This is a genomic window from Halolamina pelagica, from assembly GCF_001307315.1.
Classification (GTDB): domain Archaea; phylum Halobacteriota; class Halobacteria; order Halobacteriales; family Haloferacaceae; genus Halolamina; species Halolamina pelagica_B.
The window spans coordinates 2,477,135-2,493,066 of the sequence record NZ_LGUC01000001.1; the positions used below are offsets into that span (position 1 = coordinate 2,477,135).

The 15,932-nt window shown below is 71.5% G+C and carries 16 protein-coding genes, 1 other RNA gene and 2 pseudogenes; 5 read left to right on the plus strand and 14 right to left on the minus strand.

Features of this window, described 5'->3' with window-relative positions; all coding sequences use genetic code 11:
* Positions 1-22: 22 nt before the first annotated feature.
* Positions 23-1,284: pseudogene (locus tag SY89_RS12905) on the minus strand (MFS transporter).
* A gap of 134 nt (positions 1,285-1,418) precedes the next feature.
* Between SY89_RS12905 and SY89_RS12910 the strand changes: the two are divergent.
* On the plus strand, positions 1,419-2,153 hold the full coding sequence (locus SY89_RS12910) for a helix-turn-helix domain-containing protein (protein WP_054584525.1): 735 nt from the start codon (positions 1,419-1,421) through the stop codon (positions 2,151-2,153).
* A gap of 3 nt (positions 2,154-2,156) precedes the next feature.
* Here SY89_RS12910 and SY89_RS12915 read toward each other — a convergent pair whose 3' ends face one another.
* The 8 genes from SY89_RS12915 to SY89_RS12945 form a co-directional block, all read right to left on the minus strand.
* The gene (locus SY89_RS12915) at positions 2,157-3,059 is read right to left on the minus strand and encodes a hypothetical protein (protein ID WP_144427223.1); all 903 of its coding nucleotides are present in this window, start codon (positions 3,057-3,059) and stop codon (positions 2,157-2,159) included.
* Positions 3,060-3,183: 124 nt separating this feature from the next.
* Positions 3,184-3,492 carry a hypothetical protein gene (locus tag SY89_RS12920; protein ID WP_054584527.1) on the minus strand — a complete coding sequence of 103 codons (309 nt, stop codon included), beginning with the start codon at positions 3,490-3,492 and terminating at the stop codon, positions 3,184-3,186.
* A 127-nt stretch (positions 3,493-3,619) separates the two neighbouring features.
* An RNA gene (gene rnpB / locus SY89_RS13610) (RNase P RNA component) lies at positions 3,620-4,014 on the minus strand.
* Positions 4,015-4,321: 307 nt separating this feature from the next.
* A complete protein-coding gene (locus tag SY89_RS12925; RefSeq protein ID WP_054584528.1) occupies positions 4,322-5,152 on the minus strand; it encodes a DUF4097 family beta strand repeat-containing protein in 831 nt (276 codons plus the stop codon).
* 82 nt (positions 5,153-5,234) lie between these two features.
* Positions 5,235-5,786, minus strand: coding sequence for a sensor domain-containing protein (locus SY89_RS12930; RefSeq protein WP_054584529.1), 552 nt, complete (start codon positions 5,784-5,786; stop codon positions 5,235-5,237).
* 179 nt (positions 5,787-5,965) lie between these two features.
* A complete protein-coding gene (locus tag SY89_RS12935) occupies positions 5,966-6,244 on the minus strand; it encodes a DUF7521 family protein (RefSeq protein ID WP_054584530.1) in 279 nt (92 codons plus the stop codon).
* Complete coding sequence (locus SY89_RS12940; RefSeq protein ID WP_054584531.1) at positions 6,237-6,581, minus strand: hypothetical protein; 345 nt, start codon at positions 6,579-6,581, stop codon at positions 6,237-6,239. The genes SY89_RS12935 and SY89_RS12940 overlap by 8 nt, the downstream gene beginning before the upstream one ends.
* A complete protein-coding gene (locus tag SY89_RS12945) occupies positions 6,581-6,925 on the minus strand; it encodes a winged helix-turn-helix domain-containing protein (protein ID WP_054584532.1) in 345 nt (114 codons plus the stop codon). Before SY89_RS12945 ends, SY89_RS12940 begins: the two co-directional genes overlap by 1 nt.
* A gap of 150 nt (positions 6,926-7,075) precedes the next feature.
* Here SY89_RS12945 and SY89_RS12950 point away from each other — a divergent pair, with 150 nt between their 5' ends.
* Positions 7,076-7,837: a sensor domain-containing protein gene (locus tag SY89_RS12950; protein ID WP_054584533.1), complete on the plus strand. Its 762-nt coding sequence runs from the start codon at positions 7,076-7,078 to the stop codon at positions 7,835-7,837.
* A gap of 27 nt (positions 7,838-7,864) precedes the next feature.
* Here the strand turns inward: SY89_RS12950 and SY89_RS12955 are convergent, their stop codons facing one another.
* Together SY89_RS12955 and SY89_RS12960 are read right to left on the minus strand one after the other, a co-directional pair.
* Positions 7,865-9,013: a nicotinate phosphoribosyltransferase gene (locus tag SY89_RS12955; protein WP_054584534.1), complete on the minus strand. Its 1,149-nt coding sequence runs from the start codon at positions 9,011-9,013 to the stop codon at positions 7,865-7,867.
* A 73-nt stretch (positions 9,014-9,086) separates the two neighbouring features.
* A complete protein-coding gene (locus tag SY89_RS12960; protein WP_054584535.1) occupies positions 9,087-10,301 on the minus strand; it encodes an iron-containing alcohol dehydrogenase family protein in 1,215 nt (404 codons plus the stop codon).
* 95 nt (positions 10,302-10,396) lie between these two features.
* Here SY89_RS12960 and SY89_RS12965 point away from each other — a divergent pair.
* Positions 10,397-11,199, plus strand: a pseudogene (locus SY89_RS12965) (YqcI/YcgG family protein).
* On the opposite strand, the gene thiD reads toward SY89_RS12965, so the two are convergent.
* Both thiD and SY89_RS12975 read right to left on the minus strand, forming a co-directional pair.
* The gene (gene thiD, locus SY89_RS12970) at positions 11,187-12,530 is read right to left on the minus strand and encodes a bifunctional hydroxymethylpyrimidine kinase/phosphomethylpyrimidine kinase (protein ID WP_054584536.1); all 1,344 of its coding nucleotides are present in this window, start codon (positions 12,528-12,530) and stop codon (positions 11,187-11,189) included. The pseudogene SY89_RS12965 and the gene thiD overlap by 13 nt on opposite strands.
* Positions 12,530-13,453: a sulfide-dependent adenosine diphosphate thiazole synthase gene (locus tag SY89_RS12975; RefSeq protein WP_054584537.1), complete on the minus strand. Its 924-nt coding sequence runs from the start codon at positions 13,451-13,453 to the stop codon at positions 12,530-12,532. Before SY89_RS12975 ends, thiD begins: the two co-directional genes overlap by 1 nt.
* 128 nt (positions 13,454-13,581) lie before the next feature.
* Between SY89_RS12975 and SY89_RS12980 the strand changes: the two genes are divergently transcribed.
* Together SY89_RS12980 and SY89_RS12985 are read left to right on the plus strand one after the other, a co-directional pair.
* A complete protein-coding gene (locus tag SY89_RS12980; protein WP_054584538.1) occupies positions 13,582-14,292 on the plus strand; it encodes an AzlC family ABC transporter permease in 711 nt (236 codons plus the stop codon).
* Positions 14,293-14,418: 126 nt separating this feature from the next.
* Positions 14,419-14,589 carry a hypothetical protein gene (locus tag SY89_RS12985; protein WP_239685667.1) on the plus strand — a complete coding sequence of 57 codons (171 nt, stop codon included), beginning with the start codon at positions 14,419-14,421 and terminating at the stop codon, positions 14,587-14,589.
* Between the two features lie 3 nt (positions 14,590-14,592).
* On the opposite strand, the gene SY89_RS12990 is transcribed toward SY89_RS12985, so the two are convergent.
* On the minus strand, positions 14,593-15,924 hold the full coding sequence (locus SY89_RS12990) for an Hvo_1808 family surface protein (RefSeq protein WP_054584539.1): 1,332 nt from the start codon (positions 15,922-15,924) through the stop codon (positions 14,593-14,595).
* Positions 15,925-15,932 lie beyond the last annotated feature (8 nt).

Sequence of the window (15,932 nt, forward strand, 5' to 3'; positions counted from 1 at the left end):
GACGCCGTCGGTCCGCGCCGGTTCAGTCGTCCGCCGGCGCGGGTGCCGGCGGCTCGTGGGTGCCGAACTCGGGGTGGGTCTCCTCCATCCAGACGACCACGACGGCCCCGGAGAGGAACATCAGCCCGGCGGTGAGGTAGAACGCCGCCTCGGGCGACGCGAACTGCATCGTGACCCCGATCAGGATGGCGCCGACGCCGTAGCCGGAGTCGCGCCACATCCGGTAGACGCCCATCCCCGCCGAGCGCCAGGTCGGGTGGGCGGCGTCGCTGGGCACCGTCATCAGGTTCGGGTACAAAAGCGCCATCCCGAGGCCGGAGACCGCCGCCAGCACCGCCCACGGGAGGTAGCCGTCGACGAGCACCATCCCGAGCACGCCCGCGCCGGCGAGGAACATCCCCGCGACCACCGGGGGTCGCCGGCCGATCCGGTCGGCGAGGCCGCCGGTCCCGATCTGGAGGAAGTACATCGCGCTGTGGACCCCGACGACGACGCCGACGAGCTCGATCGCGAGCCCCTGACTCGTGAGGTACAGCGGCACCGCGATCCAGAACAGCGTGTCGACGAAGTTCTCGACGTGGCCGGCCTGTGCGGCCGCGAACAGCGTCCGGTCGCCATAGGTCGCCCGCTTGAGCACGTCGACGAACGGCAGGTTCGCGTCGTGGTGGTCGTCGTCGCCCTCGAGCTGGGCGAGCTGGACGGTCTCCTTGATGAGGAACACCGAGATGAGGAACGCCAGCAGGACGACGGCGCCGAGGAAGTAGAACGGCTCGGGCCGGAGGTTCGTCTGGCCCGCGATGACGCCCGTGATCCACGCGCCGACGGCGACGCCCGTGTAGCCGAACGCCTCGTCGATACCGACCGCGAGCCCGCGCTGGTCGGGCCTCGCGAGGTCGATCTTGGCGTTGATCGCCATGCTCCAGGTCAACGCCTGGTTGACCCGAGCAGGACGTTCCCGACCGTGATCCAGCTCCAACTCGGCGCGTAGATGAGGATGATCGGGATCGGCAGCGCGGTGAGCCAGCCGAGGACGAGCACCGGCTTCCGGCCGTACTCCTCGCCCCACTTGCCGGCGTAGAGGTTGAGCAGCGCCTTGACGAAGCCGAAGGAGACGACGAACGAGCCGATGACGAGGAACGACTCGACGCCGAGCACCTCCTCGCCCAGCACGGGGACGACGGTTCGCTCGGAGCCGATCGTCAGCCCGGTCGCGAACACCAGCAGGACGTGCAGCGAGAACTGTCCGAGATGTTCGCGGATCCCCTGTCGATGCTGCCCCGCCATTAGGTATCGCTGCCTCCCCCAGTTCGGAATCGCTGTCGGTCGCTCGGCATGGGAGCCGGTACGCCGTTGTCCGGGATATGGGTGGTGCCGGTCATGACCGGCACCGTTACGGGCGGCGACCGCCTACCCGGGGTATGAGCCTCTACGAAGCCTCCTTTCGGGTGAAACACGAGTGCCCGTACCGGGAGATCTCGGAGCGACACCCCGACCTCACGATCCGGGAGTGGTACCTGAGCGACTGTCAGGTGTTGGAGATCACCTCCGCGTCGGCGCCGACCGACGAACTGCTCGCCGAGATCGACGCCATGGGGACGGTGCTGCACCAGTCAGTCGACGACGACGGGCTCCACGTCGTCACGCAGGCGTGTCTCTGCTCGCTCGAGGAGTCGATCGTCGACCGCTTCGAGGCGCACAACTGCCTCTACCAGCCGCCGACGATCTACCGGCGGGGGTGGGAGCATTACACCGTGATCGCGTTCGACGAGGGCGACGTGCGGGCGCTGTTCCGCGACCTCGAGGCCGACCGCGAGATCGACGTGCTCTCGAAGACCGCCATCGCCGAGCAGCAACTGCCCCACAGCATGCTCGCGCCCGTCGATCGGCTGTTCGAGGCGCTCACCGACCGCCAGCTGGCCGCGCTGCGGTTCGCCCTCGAGCAGGGGTACTACGAACAGCCCCGGGGCACCTCGCTGCGGGAGTTGGCCGAGCAGACCGCTGTCGCGCGATCGACGTTCGAGGAGCACCTCCGCAAGGCCGAGAACAAGCTCCTGACCAACGCCGGCGAGTTCCTCCGGCTGGTGACCGCGTCGGCGACCGACGACCCGCTGGGCGTCGAGGAGTCCTCCCGGGCCGCCTCGATCGCCGACTGAGCGCTACCAGATGCTGGGGCTGTACTCGAACTCGTACTCGTCGACGCGCTCCGCGGGCAGCCCCACGTTCTCGAACATCTCCCGGAACACGCCACGGTACTCCGACTCGGGCAGCTCCTCGCCCGCGGACAGTCGAACCTGCAGACGGAAGCCGCCCGCGCTGTCGAGTTTGATCTCGTAGCGATGCCCGGAGTCCCGGGTCGTGATCTCCGCGCTCGGGACGACGACCGCGAACGAGCCGAACGCCGTGCCGTTCTCGCTGAAGCCGAGGTTGATCCAGCCGTCGCCCTGGGTCTCCGGAACGGTCGTCTCGGTCGCCCGGTCGGCGAAGGCGGTGTGGGTGGCGGCCACGTCCGGCTCGGCGTCGACGCCGATACTGACCAACGAGTCGTCGGTCCGCGAGGCTTCCGTCTCGAGGTCGACGACCAGCGCGTCCGGGTCGGCGGCCGGAAACAGGAGCGAGATCTGCTCGCGGAGCCAGTCGTCCGGCGGGAGGTTCACGGGTCGGAACGGCTGCTCGAAACCGAGTTCGTCGTCGACGGCGCTCAGTTGCGGCGCCTCGGCGCCGGTGAACCGCGCTTCGAGGGATTTGGTCTCGGAGTACTGAAACTGCACGTGGAGGATGCGGGCGTCGGCGCCGAACTGCTCCGTGAGCGCGGCCACCCCCAGCGGGCGCCCGATGCGCTCGTGTCCGTTGACGTAGAACGGTGCCTCGACGCCGTAGCCCGCCGAGCGCGCGCGGTCGAGAACGGCCTCGTAGTCGAGGCCGTCGACGCTGTCGCCGACCGTGCTGTAGCTGGCGAAGTTCGCTCCGGGCGTGCCGAGACAGCCCGCGAGACCGAGCGTCACACCGCCGCCCAGCGCCGCGAGAAATCGTCGTCGATGGGGCCGCGGATCCATACGCATGGGAGAACTGTCGGGCGGAGAGAACATATCCGTTCCGGCGGCGCTCACCGACCGTATTCTCCTGGAGGGGCCGGAGAGACGCCCACTCACGGCTCGACGGCGATCACCGCCACGTCGCCGCGGGCTACGCCTCCGATCCGGGGTAGCGTCCCACCGAGAACGCCTCGTAGCCGCCGTAAGCCAGCGAGAGCACGCCGATCCACCAGTTCCAGCGATCCGCGGGCGAGCCGTCCGGCGCGTCAGCGAGTTCGGCGACGATCAGGTCGACCGAGAGGTGGCGACCACTGTCGCGGCGGTACCGGCCGGAGTCCGCCAGATCGACGGCCTGTCGGGCGACGGTGCGCCGTTCGGGCTCGGTGCCGTCGAACCGGGCGAGTGCCGACACGAGCGCCTCGGGATCGAGGGCGCCTTCGGCCGCAGGCTCGTCGGTCATCGTTCGTGCTCGATGCCGTCGTCGCCGGCGGCGAGCGGGACCGCACGATCGAGTGCCATCGTCGGAACGACGGGGTCGCCGGGCAAAACCGTTCGGGCGGCCGGCGCCGCCGCTGTCGAGGCTGAGCGGCTGAGAGGAGTAAGCCCCTTCTGTTTCGACCCGGCATTCGGCTAAGCACCCGCGCCCTGCCGTCGCCGGCTGTCCGGACTACCTTCGGGCACGGGCTTGCACCGGCGAGGATTCGCCGTTCCATCCGTTCCCGTCCGTCGGCGCGCAGCTCTCGCCGCTCGCCCTACAACGTGCCGTTCCCGGGGGACCGGCACGCCGCCCTCTCTGGGTTAGCTCCCTCCCCTTGCGGGTCGGTTCGCGCAGATCATCGGTCGGGACGGGGGTCTCGTTTCTGTTCCAGAGCCAGCCGTCTCCGGCTCCGGGCTTGCGCCCGGTCGCCCGTCCGGACGGTGGGGGACTTTCCTCACGCCCCTTGCTCGCGGGCCGGGGCGCGGGAACCGGGCTCTCTCTGCCGATTGAGAGTAGGCGAGTGGCGGGGTTAAGCGGTTCGGTGGGGTGGCGGGCGCGGCGTCAGCGGGGGATGCTGGAAGGGAGGCGGTCAGCGGGGGATGCTGGAAGGGAGGCGGTCAGCGGGGGATGCTGGAAGGGAGGCGGTCAGCGGGGGATGCTGGAAGGGAGGCGGTCAGCGGGGGATGCTGGAAGGGAGGCGGTCAGCGGGGGTGCTGGGGGAGACGGTGTTGGGGAGCACGGGGCGTCGGCAGGACGACGACTCTCGTCGGCGTACTCGGCGTCGTCGTGCGCTGCCCAGGGCGTCGCCGGGTCAGCGCGCCGTGAGGCTGATGTCGCCGGTGCTCGTCTCGACGCGGAGCGTCGGCCCGCCGTCGCCGAGGGTGCCCGAGGCGGCACTGTCCGTCCGTGTGCTGTTGTTCAGTGTGAGCCCCTCGACGGTCACGTCGCCGACGCTCGCCTCCGCGACGAGTTCGGCGTCGAGCGCGGGGGCGAGCGCGACCTCGATGTCGCCCGTCGAGGTTTCGAACGTCGTGGCGCCGTCGATGGCCGCCACCGCGAGATCGAGATCGCCCACGTCCGCGCGCACGTCGCCGACCGCCGACGCGCCCTCGATCGCCACGTCGCCCGTGCTGGTCCGGGCACTGACCGCCCCGTCGACGTTCCGGATCGTCGTGTCGCCGACCGAGGAGTCGACGCTGAGGTCGCCGGTCACGTCCTCGACAGTCACGTCGCCGACGCTCGCCGACAGCGACGCCACGCGGAACGAGCGCGGGACGCGGATCGTGAGGTCCATCGTCGGCGTCCCGCCGAGCAGGGAGCTGTCGCCCGTGTAGCGAGTCGCCAGGCTGAGCCGGTCGCCCGCGCGATCGACGGCGAGGTCGAGCTTCGAGAGATCGCCGCCGACGGAGCTGGACTGCTTGAGCATCTCGACAGCCACGTCCTCGCGCTCCTCGCCGCGGACGATCAAGTCGCCGACCCGGGCGTCGACGGACAGCGCCGTCGCGTCCTCGATCGCGATAGTTCGGTTCTCTTCGATGCGTTTGCCGACGAACGGGGTGGCGCCGGTACAGCCGGCGAGGCCGGCGAGCGCGGTCGCGCCGATACCGGCGAGCAGCCCTCGTCTGGTGGAGCTTCGGTTCACAGTCTGACAGTGGGGGCATCCCACTTCAACCGTGTTCGCCGGCTGTCGAGTCACCCAGCCGACGAAAGCTATATGTAGGAGTTCAATCGGCGTCAGCGCTGGTCCGCGAACGCGGCGTCGGCGACGACTGCCGAGAGGCGGCCGAGCAGATCCGCCACGAACAGCGTGACGAGCGCCACGCCGATGCCGCCGGCCGCCGCCCGAGCGCCCGCGGGAGCGTGTCGATCGCGACCACGCCGTAGCCGTAGTTCACGACCAGCGCGTCGCCGTAGCCCAGCGGCGCGAGCAGGAGATCGAACGAGAGGCCGGCGCCGCCGACGAGCAAGACGAACGCGATCAGGCCCAGTAGCGACCGCCAGAGGAGGTAGAGCCCACCCACCCAGGTGTCGCGGCCGAGGACCAGTCCGGCGAGCGCGTCGACGATCCCCTCGTCGGTGTCGGGGAACTGCGGCGACCCCGCGTCGATACCGAGGGTGGCGTTCGTGAGCCACAGGTCGGCCTTCGAGAGTGCCAGCACCAGCAGGAGCGTGACACCGAACGCGATCGGGCCGGCGAGGGTGACCGCCAAGCCGAGCGTCGTCGAGACGGCCACAGTCAGCACGAGGAAGTAGCAGAACCCGAGCGGGACCGTCACCAGCAGGTAGCCGAGCCGTCGGTACGTCTGTGTATCGAGCGGTGCGTCGAACGCCGGCAGGAGGCCGGGGTGTCGGTCGTCATCTCGTGATCACCACGGTCCGACCGTGTCGCTCTCGAACGGTATACCCCGATCCCGGTTCGGCGAGCCGCCAACCCGGCGAAAGCTTCAAGGAGCGGTCAGGTCCCCTCGAGCGAGTAGAGCACCGCGAGCAGGCCCGCGATGTTCGCGAGCAGCACCCCGAGCAGCGTCGCCGCGTCCGAGAGCGCCAGCAGCGGCCCGAGCCCGTAGGTGATGGGGAACGGGGCGACGGCGATGCAGGCGACGCCGACGGCGAGGTACCGCATCGCCGGACTGTCGTTGCGGCGGTAGCCCTGGTAGGCCAGCCACGCGACGAGGCTGCCAGCCGCCGCGGTCGCGCCGGAGGTAAACGTCAGGAGGGCGGCTGCCTCAACCACGGTCGAACACCACCGTGAGCACGACGAGAAGGCCGGCGAGCTGGCTCGTCGTCGCCGCGAGCGCGCGGGTCGTCGCCGACACGTCGCCGACGTTGGTCAGGATCAGCCGGAGCACGAACGGCACCGTCGTCAACAGCACGAGGCCGACGAGGAGGCCGAGCATCGGCCGCCCGCCGCCGCGGTGATACCCCCTGTAGAGGCGGGCGGCGACGGCCAGCGAGAGCACCGTCGCGACCAGGAGCGCGAGCAGTGCGGCGAGAACCACCGCCGTCGAGCCGCCGGTCGCGGTCTGGAGCGAGAGCGGCAGCGCGACCGCGTGGGTCGGTCGCGGGAGCATCACTTGAACCCCTCGTACAGTCGCGTGAAGCGGTCGGCCGGCTCCTCCCCCTCGGTGAAGTCGATATCGATCTCGTACCCCTCGGCGCGGACGTGGACGTGGACCGCCTCCAGGGCGGTGTCGTACTCTTTGTAGTGGTGGCCACCGGGGTCGAGGCGCTGCTCGTGGGTCAGCAGCCCGGCGTCCTGCAGGCGCTCGACCCGTCGGTAGATGGTCGACGGGTCGGCGCCACAGGCGTCGCTGAGCGCCTCGACGGATTTCGGCCCGTCGCGGGTCTCCGCGAGGATGGTTCGGACGTAGTCGTCGCCGATGAGGTCGACAACGTCGTCGCCGCCGTCGCTCATCGGGTGGGCTGTCGGAGTCGCCATCGAAATAGCCACGGGGTTTGCACGGCTCGGCGGTGTACGTGACGGCCGAAAAGCCCGGGGCAGAGCTGTCGGCTCGGCGACTCGACCCGAACCCTTATTCCGGCACGGGCGTCAGCATCGCCCGAAATGTCCTCCACACACGCGGCCGACCCGGCAGGGAGGAGCCGCCTCCGGTCGTTTCTCGCCGCGCCGGTCCGCTCACAGACGTACCTGAACCTCGCGTACCTCGTGCTCGCGTTCCCGCTGGGGCTGGTGTACTTCGTGTTCGTGACCGTCAGCATCTCCCTCGGGCTGGGGCTCTCGATCATCCTCGTCGGGATCCCGCTGCTGGCTGCCGTGGTCGCGCTCTCGTTGATCGCGGCCGCGCTGGAGCGCCGGCTCACCGCGTGGATGCTCGACGTCGACGTCCCCGCCGGGCCCCAGCCCACCGGCGACGGCTGGCGGGAGCGACTCCGCGCGCTCGCGACCGAGCCCGGGACGTACGCGCCGCTGCTCTACCTCCCGCTGAAGTTCGCCGTCGGCACGCTCGCGTTCGTCGTCGTGATGAACGCGCTCGTGACCGGCGTCGCGCTGCTGTCGGTGCCGCTGCACTACGACGAGCCGGGGCTGTACGTCGGCCTCGTCACGAATCGCCCGATCGAACTCCACCCCGCGCTGCATTTCGGCTGGAACCGCCTGCTCGTCGGTGTCGAGACTGTCGTGACGATCGAGGCGTGGGAGGTGACGACCCTCGCCGAGGCGCTCGGCGCCGCAGCCGCCGGGGTACTCCTGCTGTTGGGCGGGCTGGCGGTGCTGAACTGGCTCGCGAGCCTCCACGGCCGGCTGACCGCCGCACTGCTGGGTCGCGCGTACGATCCGGTGTCGCTACTCGGCTCGAAAAGCGAGTGACGGCGGGCCCCGCGCCGCGCCGACCGCTCAGTTTCTGAACCCGACCCGCTCGGCGTCGGCCAGCGCCCGCTCGGCCGCGGCGTCGATGTCGAACGCCCGGACCACCTCGCCGTCCCTGATCAGCGGCGCCAACAGCGACTCGCCGTCTTCGGGTCCCGCCCGATCGCACAGGCCGACGTGGTGGCCGCCGTCGGGAGTGCGGTACACCGACTTCGTCCCCGAAAGCTTGCCGCGTTTCGCCGCCGGCTCGCCGTCGATCTCGACGATGTCCAGCGCGAAGTCCAGCGGGTCGGCGTTGGCGATGTAGCCGCCGACGCCGAAGCTGTCGGCCACGTCGCGGAGCGCCCTGAGGTCGGCGGGTCCGAGCCCGCCCGAGAGCAGGATCTCGGGCTCGGGGGCGTCCCGGGCGGTGAGCTCCCAGCGCACCTCCCGGACGATGTGGCGCAGATCGCCGCGGCGCGAGCCCGTCGTATCTAGGCGGACGGCGTCGAGATCGTCGCCCAGCGTCTCGACCGCGCGGAGCACCTCGTCGACCTCGTCGCCGTAGGTGTCACAGAGCGCGACCCGGGGCACGTCGGCGTCGACCGCCTCGTCGAACGCGCGCCAGGCGGCTTCCTGGTTCCCGCGGCCGAAGCATATCAACAGGGCGTGGGGCATCGTACCGCCGACCTCGCGGTCGAGCACCTCGCCCGCGGCGACGTGGGAGACGCCGTCGGCGCCGCCGACCAGCGCCGCACGCTCGACCATCGCGCCGATCGCGGGGTGGACGTGGCGGGTGCCGAAGGAGAGCAGCCGGCTGTCGGGGGCGGCGACCCGGCTCTCCAGCGCCGCGGTGGCGACGCCGGAGGCGTGGGCGGTGAACCCCAGGATCGGCGACTCGTGGCGAGCGAAGGCGCGGTAGGGGCCCTCGATCCGCAGGACGGGGCCGCCGTCGAACAGCGTCCCCTCCGGGAGCGCGTCGACGTCGATCGGCAGGCCCTCGAGCAGCGCGGCCACGTCCTTCACACCCGCGAACAGGTCGAAATCGCCGGTCGGGAACTGATCGGTGGCGAGCTCCGCGACGACGGTCGGGTTCCGGCCCGCGTGCTCGAGCACGTCCTCCGTCCGGTGGAAGTACGCCGCGGTCGCGTCGCCCCGGCGGATGGCGTCGTCGCCGACGGTGTCGAACTCGGTCATGGCCGACGTTCCGCCAGCGCGGGCAAAAGTCAGTCGTTCCCCCCTGTCGGGCCGGGCGTCGCCCCCCGCGAGCCTACCAGGCGCGTTCCAGCACGCCCCGGATCTCCTCGACCGACGGCTCGACGGGTGCGTCGGCGAGCAAGCTGTCCTCGTGGATCGTCTCGGCGATCGCGGGCAGGTCGCCCTGCGAGAGCCCGGCGAGTTCACGGAGCGTCGTTGGGAGGCCGAGATCGTCCCGGACGCCGGCGACGGCGTCGACGACCGCCTCCGCGAGCTCGGCCGCGGACTTCCCCGCCGTATCGACCCCCAGCGCGTCGGCGAGCAGCGCCCGCCGCCCGTCAACTTCCGAGAAGACGTACCGCAGCACGTGGGGCGCGAGCACGCCGTGGACCGTCCCCTGGTGGGCGTCGTAGTCGTTCGAGAAGCCGTGGCCGAACGCGTGGATGATCGAGGCGCGGTAGGCGCCGGGGGGAGATGCCGTACTGCGCACAGACCACGCCCGCGACGGCGTCGGCGAACTGCTCGGGGCGGGGTCGGCGTCGGGCAGCGCCGCGAACCCGGACTGCATCAGCGAGAGCCCGCGGCTCGCGGTGCCGTCGGTGATCGGCGTCGCGTGGGGCGAGTACAGACACTCGACGGCCTTGTCGAACCCGTTCATCGCCGACGCGGTCAGCACCGATCTCGGGGTGGTCTCGAACAGGTCGGGGTCGTAGCACAGCGCCGTCGGCATCAGCCGGCGACTGCTCACGCCGCCGCTGGGGATCTCGCTCGGATCGGCGTCGGCATCGAGCGTGAGCCCCACGCCGCCGATCACCGAGAGGTCCGCGCCGGCGAGCGTCGTCGGTACGGCGATCACGGGCGTCGGCCGGCCGTCGTCGGCGACCGGCACCGATCCGGTAGAGAGCGCGTGCTCGGCGGCCGCCGCGGGGTCGGCGTAGCTCCCGAGCGCGCTGGCGACTTTCGCCGTGTCGAGGCTGGAGCCGCTGCCGACGGCGACGATCGCCTCGATCCCCTCGGCCTGCACGCGCTCGGCCGCCGACAGCGCCGCGCCGAGCGTCTTCGCGGGCGTCGTCTCGTCGAACACGCCAGCGAGAACGTCGCCGAGGCCGTCCTCGACGGGCGCCATCACGTCGGGGTTGGCGCCGACGTTCGCGCCGGTCAGCACCAGCGCGGAGGCGAGCCCGCGGGCCGCCAGCAGGTCGCCCAGATCACCGACCGTGCCGCGGCCGAACCGGATCTCGCCGGGGTCGTAGTCGAGCGTGAACTCGCGGGCCGTGGTGTCGTCCATACCGGGGATGGGCGCCGGGTTACATCAACCCCGGTCGAACCGACATCGGCCGAAAACCCGACGAGTTCAACACCCCGCGCCGTCCAGTTCGGGGTATGACCGACCCTGTCGTCGACGGCCTCGTCGAACAGTCGACACTCGACGCCCGCGTCGAGGCTGGCGACGCGCCCGACTGGGTGGCCGCACACTGGCGAACGTTCGACGCCGGGCTCACCGACGAGTACGACGGCGAGCCGTTCCCGTGTTACTTCGGCGCCAACTCGGTCCGAGCGGGCGAGCCGCTGTACACCGCCGTCCCGTCGACCACCGACCCGGACGCGCTGTTCCAGCTGGGGGAGACGCTCCTCGACTACCTCGACCGCTACGAGGACCTGCCCGAGCGGGCGTCGCTGGTGGCCTTTTTCAAACCCCACGAGGACGACCTGAGCGAGGCCGAGTACCACGAGACGCTCTGGAACGTGCTCCAGTTCCTCCACGTTCACGACCCGGAACCCTGGCCCGAGGAGATCCCCACCGATCCGGACGACAAGCACTGGGAGTTCTGCTTCGGCGGCGAGGCGATGTTCCCGACCTGTCGGGCCCCGTTCTACGACGAGCGACGGAGTCGCTACTCCCCGTCGGCCTCGAAATCACGTTCCAGCCCCGGCGGCTGTTCGAACGCGTCGGCGTCACCGCCGACACGCAGGCGGGCCAGCACGCCCGCGAGGCGATCCAGGAGCGCATCGAGAACTACGACGGCCTGCCGCCCCACCCCGACCTCGGCGACTGGGGCGTCGACGGCGACCGCGAGTGGCCACAGTACCTGTTCGAGGCCGACCCCGAGCAGTCGCCCGACGAGCCGCCGATCCGGGTGACCCGCGAGCACCCGAAAGTGGATCGGCTGATTCAGGCGGACTGAGCGGCATCGACCCGCTCGGCCACGCCCAGCACCCGTTCTCGCAGCGTTTCGGCGTCCGCCGCCAGCAGCCGGACCATCGGCTCCTTGCCGTGGGCGCCGCCGTCGACGATGGCCTCGGGGGCGTCGCCGTCCCGGCGGGTCAGCACGCGCTCGGCGGCCCAGTCCATCGTCCCGGCGGCGTCGTCGGGCTCCTGGGTCCGGTCGACCGTCGCCACACACAGTTCGCCCTCGACGGCCGCCCGAACCGCCTCGCTCGCCCGGACGTTGCAGGCCGCGGCGATGCGCTGGTCGTGCTGGCGCACCCCCAGTAACAGGCGCGCGATGTGACTCGACGCGCCGAGGGCGGCGCCGCCGGGGGCCCGCACGCCGCCGGGGACGCGGGTGAGGCGCCCCTCACAGGCGGCCACGTCGCCCGGCTCGACCGCCGTCTCGGGGGCGACGGCGACAGTCATCCCGACTTCGGGGATCAGCGGCGCCATCGCGGGCGTCTCGAACGCCCGGACGGTCTCGCGCACCGCCCGGAGCGCGCGGGGCGCGTCGGCGCGCGCTCGCAGGCCGGCGAGGTGGTGGACCGGCCCCGTCCCCTCGCCGAGGTCGTGCCCGTGGGCCACCGCGCGGACCAACAGGGCCTCGGCGTTCTCGACCGCCCGCTGGCGGTCGAGCCCGCGTGCGAGGTCGGCGGCGACCGCCGCCGAGAGCGTGCAGCCGCTGCCGTGGCTGTTCGCGCCCGACACGCGGGGGGACCTGAACTCCCGGACCTCCTCGCCGACGAACACGTCGACGACTGCGTCGCCGTCGAGGTGGCCGCCGGTGACGAGCGCGGCGTCGGCGCCCAACTCCCGGAGCGATTCGCCGGCCGCGACCGCGTCGGCGGGCGTCTCGACCGCGACGCCGGTGAGCAGTTCCGCCTCCGGCGCGTTCGGCGTCACCAGCGTCGCCGCCGGGAGGAGGCGCTCGCGGACGACCGCCTCGCCGGCCTCCGAGAGCAGGCGATCGCCGGACTGGGCGACGACGACAGGGTCGACCACCACGGGGTAGTCGGCGGCTGCGAGTTCGTCGGCCGCGGCGCGGGCCACCTCGGCGTTCGCGAGCATCCCGGTTTTCGCGGCGTCGACGCCGAGATCCGACTCGACGGCGCGGATCTGCTCGCGGACCATCGCGGGGTCGGTATGAGCCGCGTCGCGCACGCCGGTCGTGTTCTGGGCGGTGAGGGCCGTGACCGCCGACGCGCCGAACGCGCCGCGGGCCTCGATCGTCTTCAGGTCGGCCTGCACGCCGGCGCCGCCGCCGCTGTCGGAGCCGGCGACGGTGAGCGCGACTGGTCGGCCCATCAGTCGTCGGCGGGCCCGGGCTGTGTGCTCGGCATCCCGACGCGCGGCGCGTCGTGGCCGAGTTCGTCGATCGCGACCTGGGCGGCCTGCTTCCCGGAGAGCAGCATCGCGCCGAACGTCGGCCCCATCCGGGTGAGCCCATGGGTCGTGGCCGTGGCGAGCCCGGTCGTGATCAGGCCGTCGTGGATCTTGCCCGTCTGCTCGACGACGTCGTCCTCGCTCTGGCCGACCCACATGGAGTCGTGGCCGGGCGAGTCGTGGCCCGGCGCGCCGTACTCGCCGTCGGCAGTCGTGTCCATCCCGGCCTCGCCGGTCTCCTCGATCCCGGGCGCGTCGATCACGCCGCGCTCGTGGAGCTTGGAGACGACGACCGCCTCGTGACCCGTCGCGTCGATCACGAGGTCGGCCTCGACCGCGACGGGGTCGACGCAGGTGAGTTCGCGCGGGAGCGAGTGGACCGGCGTCCAGTTCAGCACGACGCCGGAGACCTCGTGGTCCTCGCGGACGACCACGTCGGTGAACTCCGTCATGTTCTGGATCCGCGCGCCGGCGTCGCAGGCGGCCTTGATCAGCGCGGAACTGGCGTGTGGCGCCGTAGCGACGTGGAGCCCCTCGGCCTCGTCGGTCTCCTCGTAGGGCACGCCGAGTTCGTCGAGCACCTCGTGGGCCGGCTCGCGGACGGTGAGCTTGTTCATCAGGAAGCCGCCGAGCCAGAAGCCGCCGCCGAGGTAGTTGTTCTTCTCGACGACGGTCACGTCGACGCCGCGCTCGGCGAGTTCCTTCGCCGCGACGAGCCCGGAGGGGCCGCCGCCGACGACTACCACCTCGCTGTCGGTGAATTCCATGAACTCGTCGTGCCACTCGTCGGCGATCGCGCGGGTGACCTGTGCCTCGCTCGCGTCGGTGAAGCCGTCGAAAGACATCATTACTACGTGGTACTACCGAGTAGTTAAGCGTTGTCGTCGGCCCCCCACGGTCCGCCCGGAGCCAGGACGGATCGGCCGACGGCGTTCTCAAAGCGCTTAGGCATCCCCGTTAGAACGCCCAGTCGATGACCAGCGATACGGACGGCCGGACGGCCGTCACGTTCTCCGCCGCCGGCGCCCGCGCGGGGTTCCGCCGCTGTCTCCCCGTCGCGGCGGGCGTCGGCGCCTACGGCCTCGTCTTCGGCGTCGTTGCCAGGCAGTCGGGGCTGAGCGTCGCGGAGGCCGCGCTGATGAGCGCGACCGTGTTCGCGGGGGCGGCCCAGCTGATCGCCGTCGAGCTCTGGGCCGACCCGATCCCGGTCGCCGCGGTGCTGACGACGACGGTCGTGGTCAACGCCCGCTACGTGCTGATGGGCGCGGCGCTGCGCCCGTGGTTCGCCCGGCTCCGCCCCAGCCACTCCTACGGCAGCGTCTTCTTCCTGATCGACGAGACCTGGGCAGTGACGATGGGCGAACTGAGTGAGGGCCGGGGACAGGGGGCGTTCCTCGTGGGAAGCGGCGTCGCCGTCTGGCTGTTCTGGGTGGCGGCCACCGTCGCCGGCGCGAGCGTCGGCGCCGCCGTCGGCGAGCCGAGCCGGTACGGGCTCGACTTCGTGCTGCCGGCCATCTTCATCGCGATCGCGGTCGGCCTCTGGGAGGGGAAGTCGACGCTACTGCCGTGGGTCGTGGCGTTCGCCGTCGCGATCGTGGCCGCCGGCGCGCTCCCCGGCCGGTGGTACATCCTCGCCGGCGGCGTCGCGGGCAGCCTCGTGGAGGTGATCCGTGTCGGGCGTTGAACTCAGCCCGACGGTGGTCGCCGTCGTGGCCGCGATGGCGCTGCTGACGTACCTCACGAAGGCCGGGGGTTCTGGCTCCTCGGCCACGTCGACACCTCCGAGCGCGTCGACGCCGCGCTCTCGGCGCTGCCCGGTGCCGTGGTCGTCTCGATCGTCGGCCCGGAGCTCGTGGCCGGGGGCCCGAGCGCCTGGCTGGGCGGAGCGGCGGTGGTGGTGCTCACCAGAAAGACGGGGAGCCTGCTGGCGGCGATGGTCGGCGGGCTGGGGGTCGTCCTCGCCGTGCGGGCGGTGCTCTGAGCGCTACGGGTCGTGGACGCGGTCCAGCGCCTCGACCGTCGGCGCGTTCACGATCCGGACGGTTCGCCCCTCGCGTGTCACGCGGAACGCGTCCGCGAACGTGCCGTTCTCGACGCGGTAGACGCCGTCGCCCTCGGCGGTCGCGTTCAGTGATTCGGTGAGCATGCCGCGGTACGCCTGCACGAACTGTCGGGCGTCGCGGTCGCTCTCCCACCGGGTCTTCAGGACGTAGCCGTCCATCGACGGGTCGTCGCTGTCGGCGTCGAAGTACGGCACCAGCTTGTCGCCCGCCCAGCCCGCAGTCGCGGGGTGGGAGTAGTTGTACGGCGAGTACGGGCCGGGGTTCTCGCTGAAGCTCGACCGGTCGATCGCGCGCTGCTGCCAGAGCATCGCGAACAGCGTCGCCTCGCCGATCCGGCTCGCGCTCGCCCGGTCGAACTCGCTGGTCGAGCGGTCCGGGACGGCCACGCTCGCCGGTCCGTCCTCCGGGTAGTCGTCGGGGTGGAGCAGCTGCTCGCTCGATCCCGGCGGCCGGACGTACAGATCGTTCACCGCCGCCCAGCCGCCGCGCTGGCGGATGCGGTGGACCAGTGTCGGCCCCTCACTGTAGGGTGCGTAGACGGTGAGATAGAGCCCGAGGTTCCGGTCGTCGATGGACGCCCCGCCGCCGGCGTCTGGGCGGTCGATGCAGTCCCACTCGCCCTCGCAGCGCTCCTCGTACTGCGCTTCGACGTAGCTGGCGTCGCCCTCGACGACGCCGGTCTGTGCCATCGCGGCGTCCGGGTTGTCGGCGCCGCCCAGCAGCGAGAGCCGCTGGTCCTGCAGCGCGTGCATCAGCTCGTGGGCCAGCGTCGCCCGATCGACGGTCGGCGTTTCGCTGTCGCTCACGAGCACGATCTGGTCACCGCCGGGCGAGTAGTAGCCCAGCACGGAGCCGCCGTAGATCGAGTCGAACGCGCCGCCGACGGTGCGGTCCTCGCCGACGAGCATCGCCGCCTCGTAGCGCTGCTCGCGGGCGCGCTCGGGGGGCGTGTCGACGGTCGTGTCGCGACCCGACCCGTTCTGGAACTCCTCGCGAGAGATCACTTCGACCGGAACCGTCCGCTCGAACTCCAGCCCGCGGATCAGTTCGACGCGAGCCATCGTGCGGGCGACGACGGCGTCGAGCTCCGACTCGTTCAGCCCGTCGCTGGTGTCGACGGCGATAGCGTCGGTGGCGGCGTAGCCGTTCTCGACCCCCAGTCGGTCGGCCGGGGGCGTCGGCGACGGCGCGGCCGGCGCAGCACAGCCAGCGAGGACCAGACAGCAGACGACGGCGAGCAGACGTAGCCTCACACCGACGA

What these genes read in the sequence shown, in the direction of transcription:
- SY89_RS12910 (WP_054584525.1), top strand. Translation starts at nt 1,419, where the DNA reads ATGAGCCTCTACGAAGCCTCCTTTCGGGTGAAACACGAGTGCCCGTAC.
- SY89_RS12915 (WP_144427223.1), bottom strand. Translation starts at nt 3,059, where the DNA reads ATGCGTATGGATCCGCGGCCCCATCGACGACGATTTCTCGCGGCGCTG.
- SY89_RS12920 (WP_054584527.1), bottom strand. Translation starts at nt 3,492, where the DNA reads ATGACCGACGAGCCTGCGGCCGAAGGCGCCCTCGATCCCGAGGCGCTC.
- SY89_RS12940 (WP_054584531.1), bottom strand. Translation starts at nt 6,581, where the DNA reads ATGCTCCCGCGACCGACCCACGCGGTCGCGCTGCCGCTCTCGCTCCAG.
- SY89_RS12945 (WP_054584532.1), bottom strand. Translation starts at nt 6,925, where the DNA reads ATGAGCGACGGCGGCGACGACGTTGTCGACCTCATCGGCGACGACTAC.
- SY89_RS12950 (WP_054584533.1), top strand. Translation starts at nt 7,076, where the DNA reads ATGTCCTCCACACACGCGGCCGACCCGGCAGGGAGGAGCCGCCTCCGG.
- SY89_RS12955 (WP_054584534.1), bottom strand. Translation starts at nt 9,013, where the DNA reads ATGACCGAGTTCGACACCGTCGGCGACGACGCCATCCGCCGGGGCGAC.
- SY89_RS12960 (WP_054584535.1), bottom strand. Translation starts at nt 10,301, where the DNA reads ATGGACGACACCACGGCCCGCGAGTTCACGCTCGACTACGACCCCGGC.
- thiD (WP_054584536.1), bottom strand. Translation starts at nt 12,530, where the DNA reads ATGGGCCGACCAGTCGCGCTCACCGTCGCCGGCTCCGACAGCGGCGGC.
- SY89_RS12975 (WP_054584537.1), bottom strand. Translation starts at nt 13,453, where the DNA reads ATGTCTTTCGACGGCTTCACCGACGCGAGCGAGGCACAGGTCACCCGC.
- SY89_RS12980 (WP_054584538.1), top strand. Translation starts at nt 13,582, where the DNA reads ATGACCAGCGATACGGACGGCCGGACGGCCGTCACGTTCTCCGCCGCC.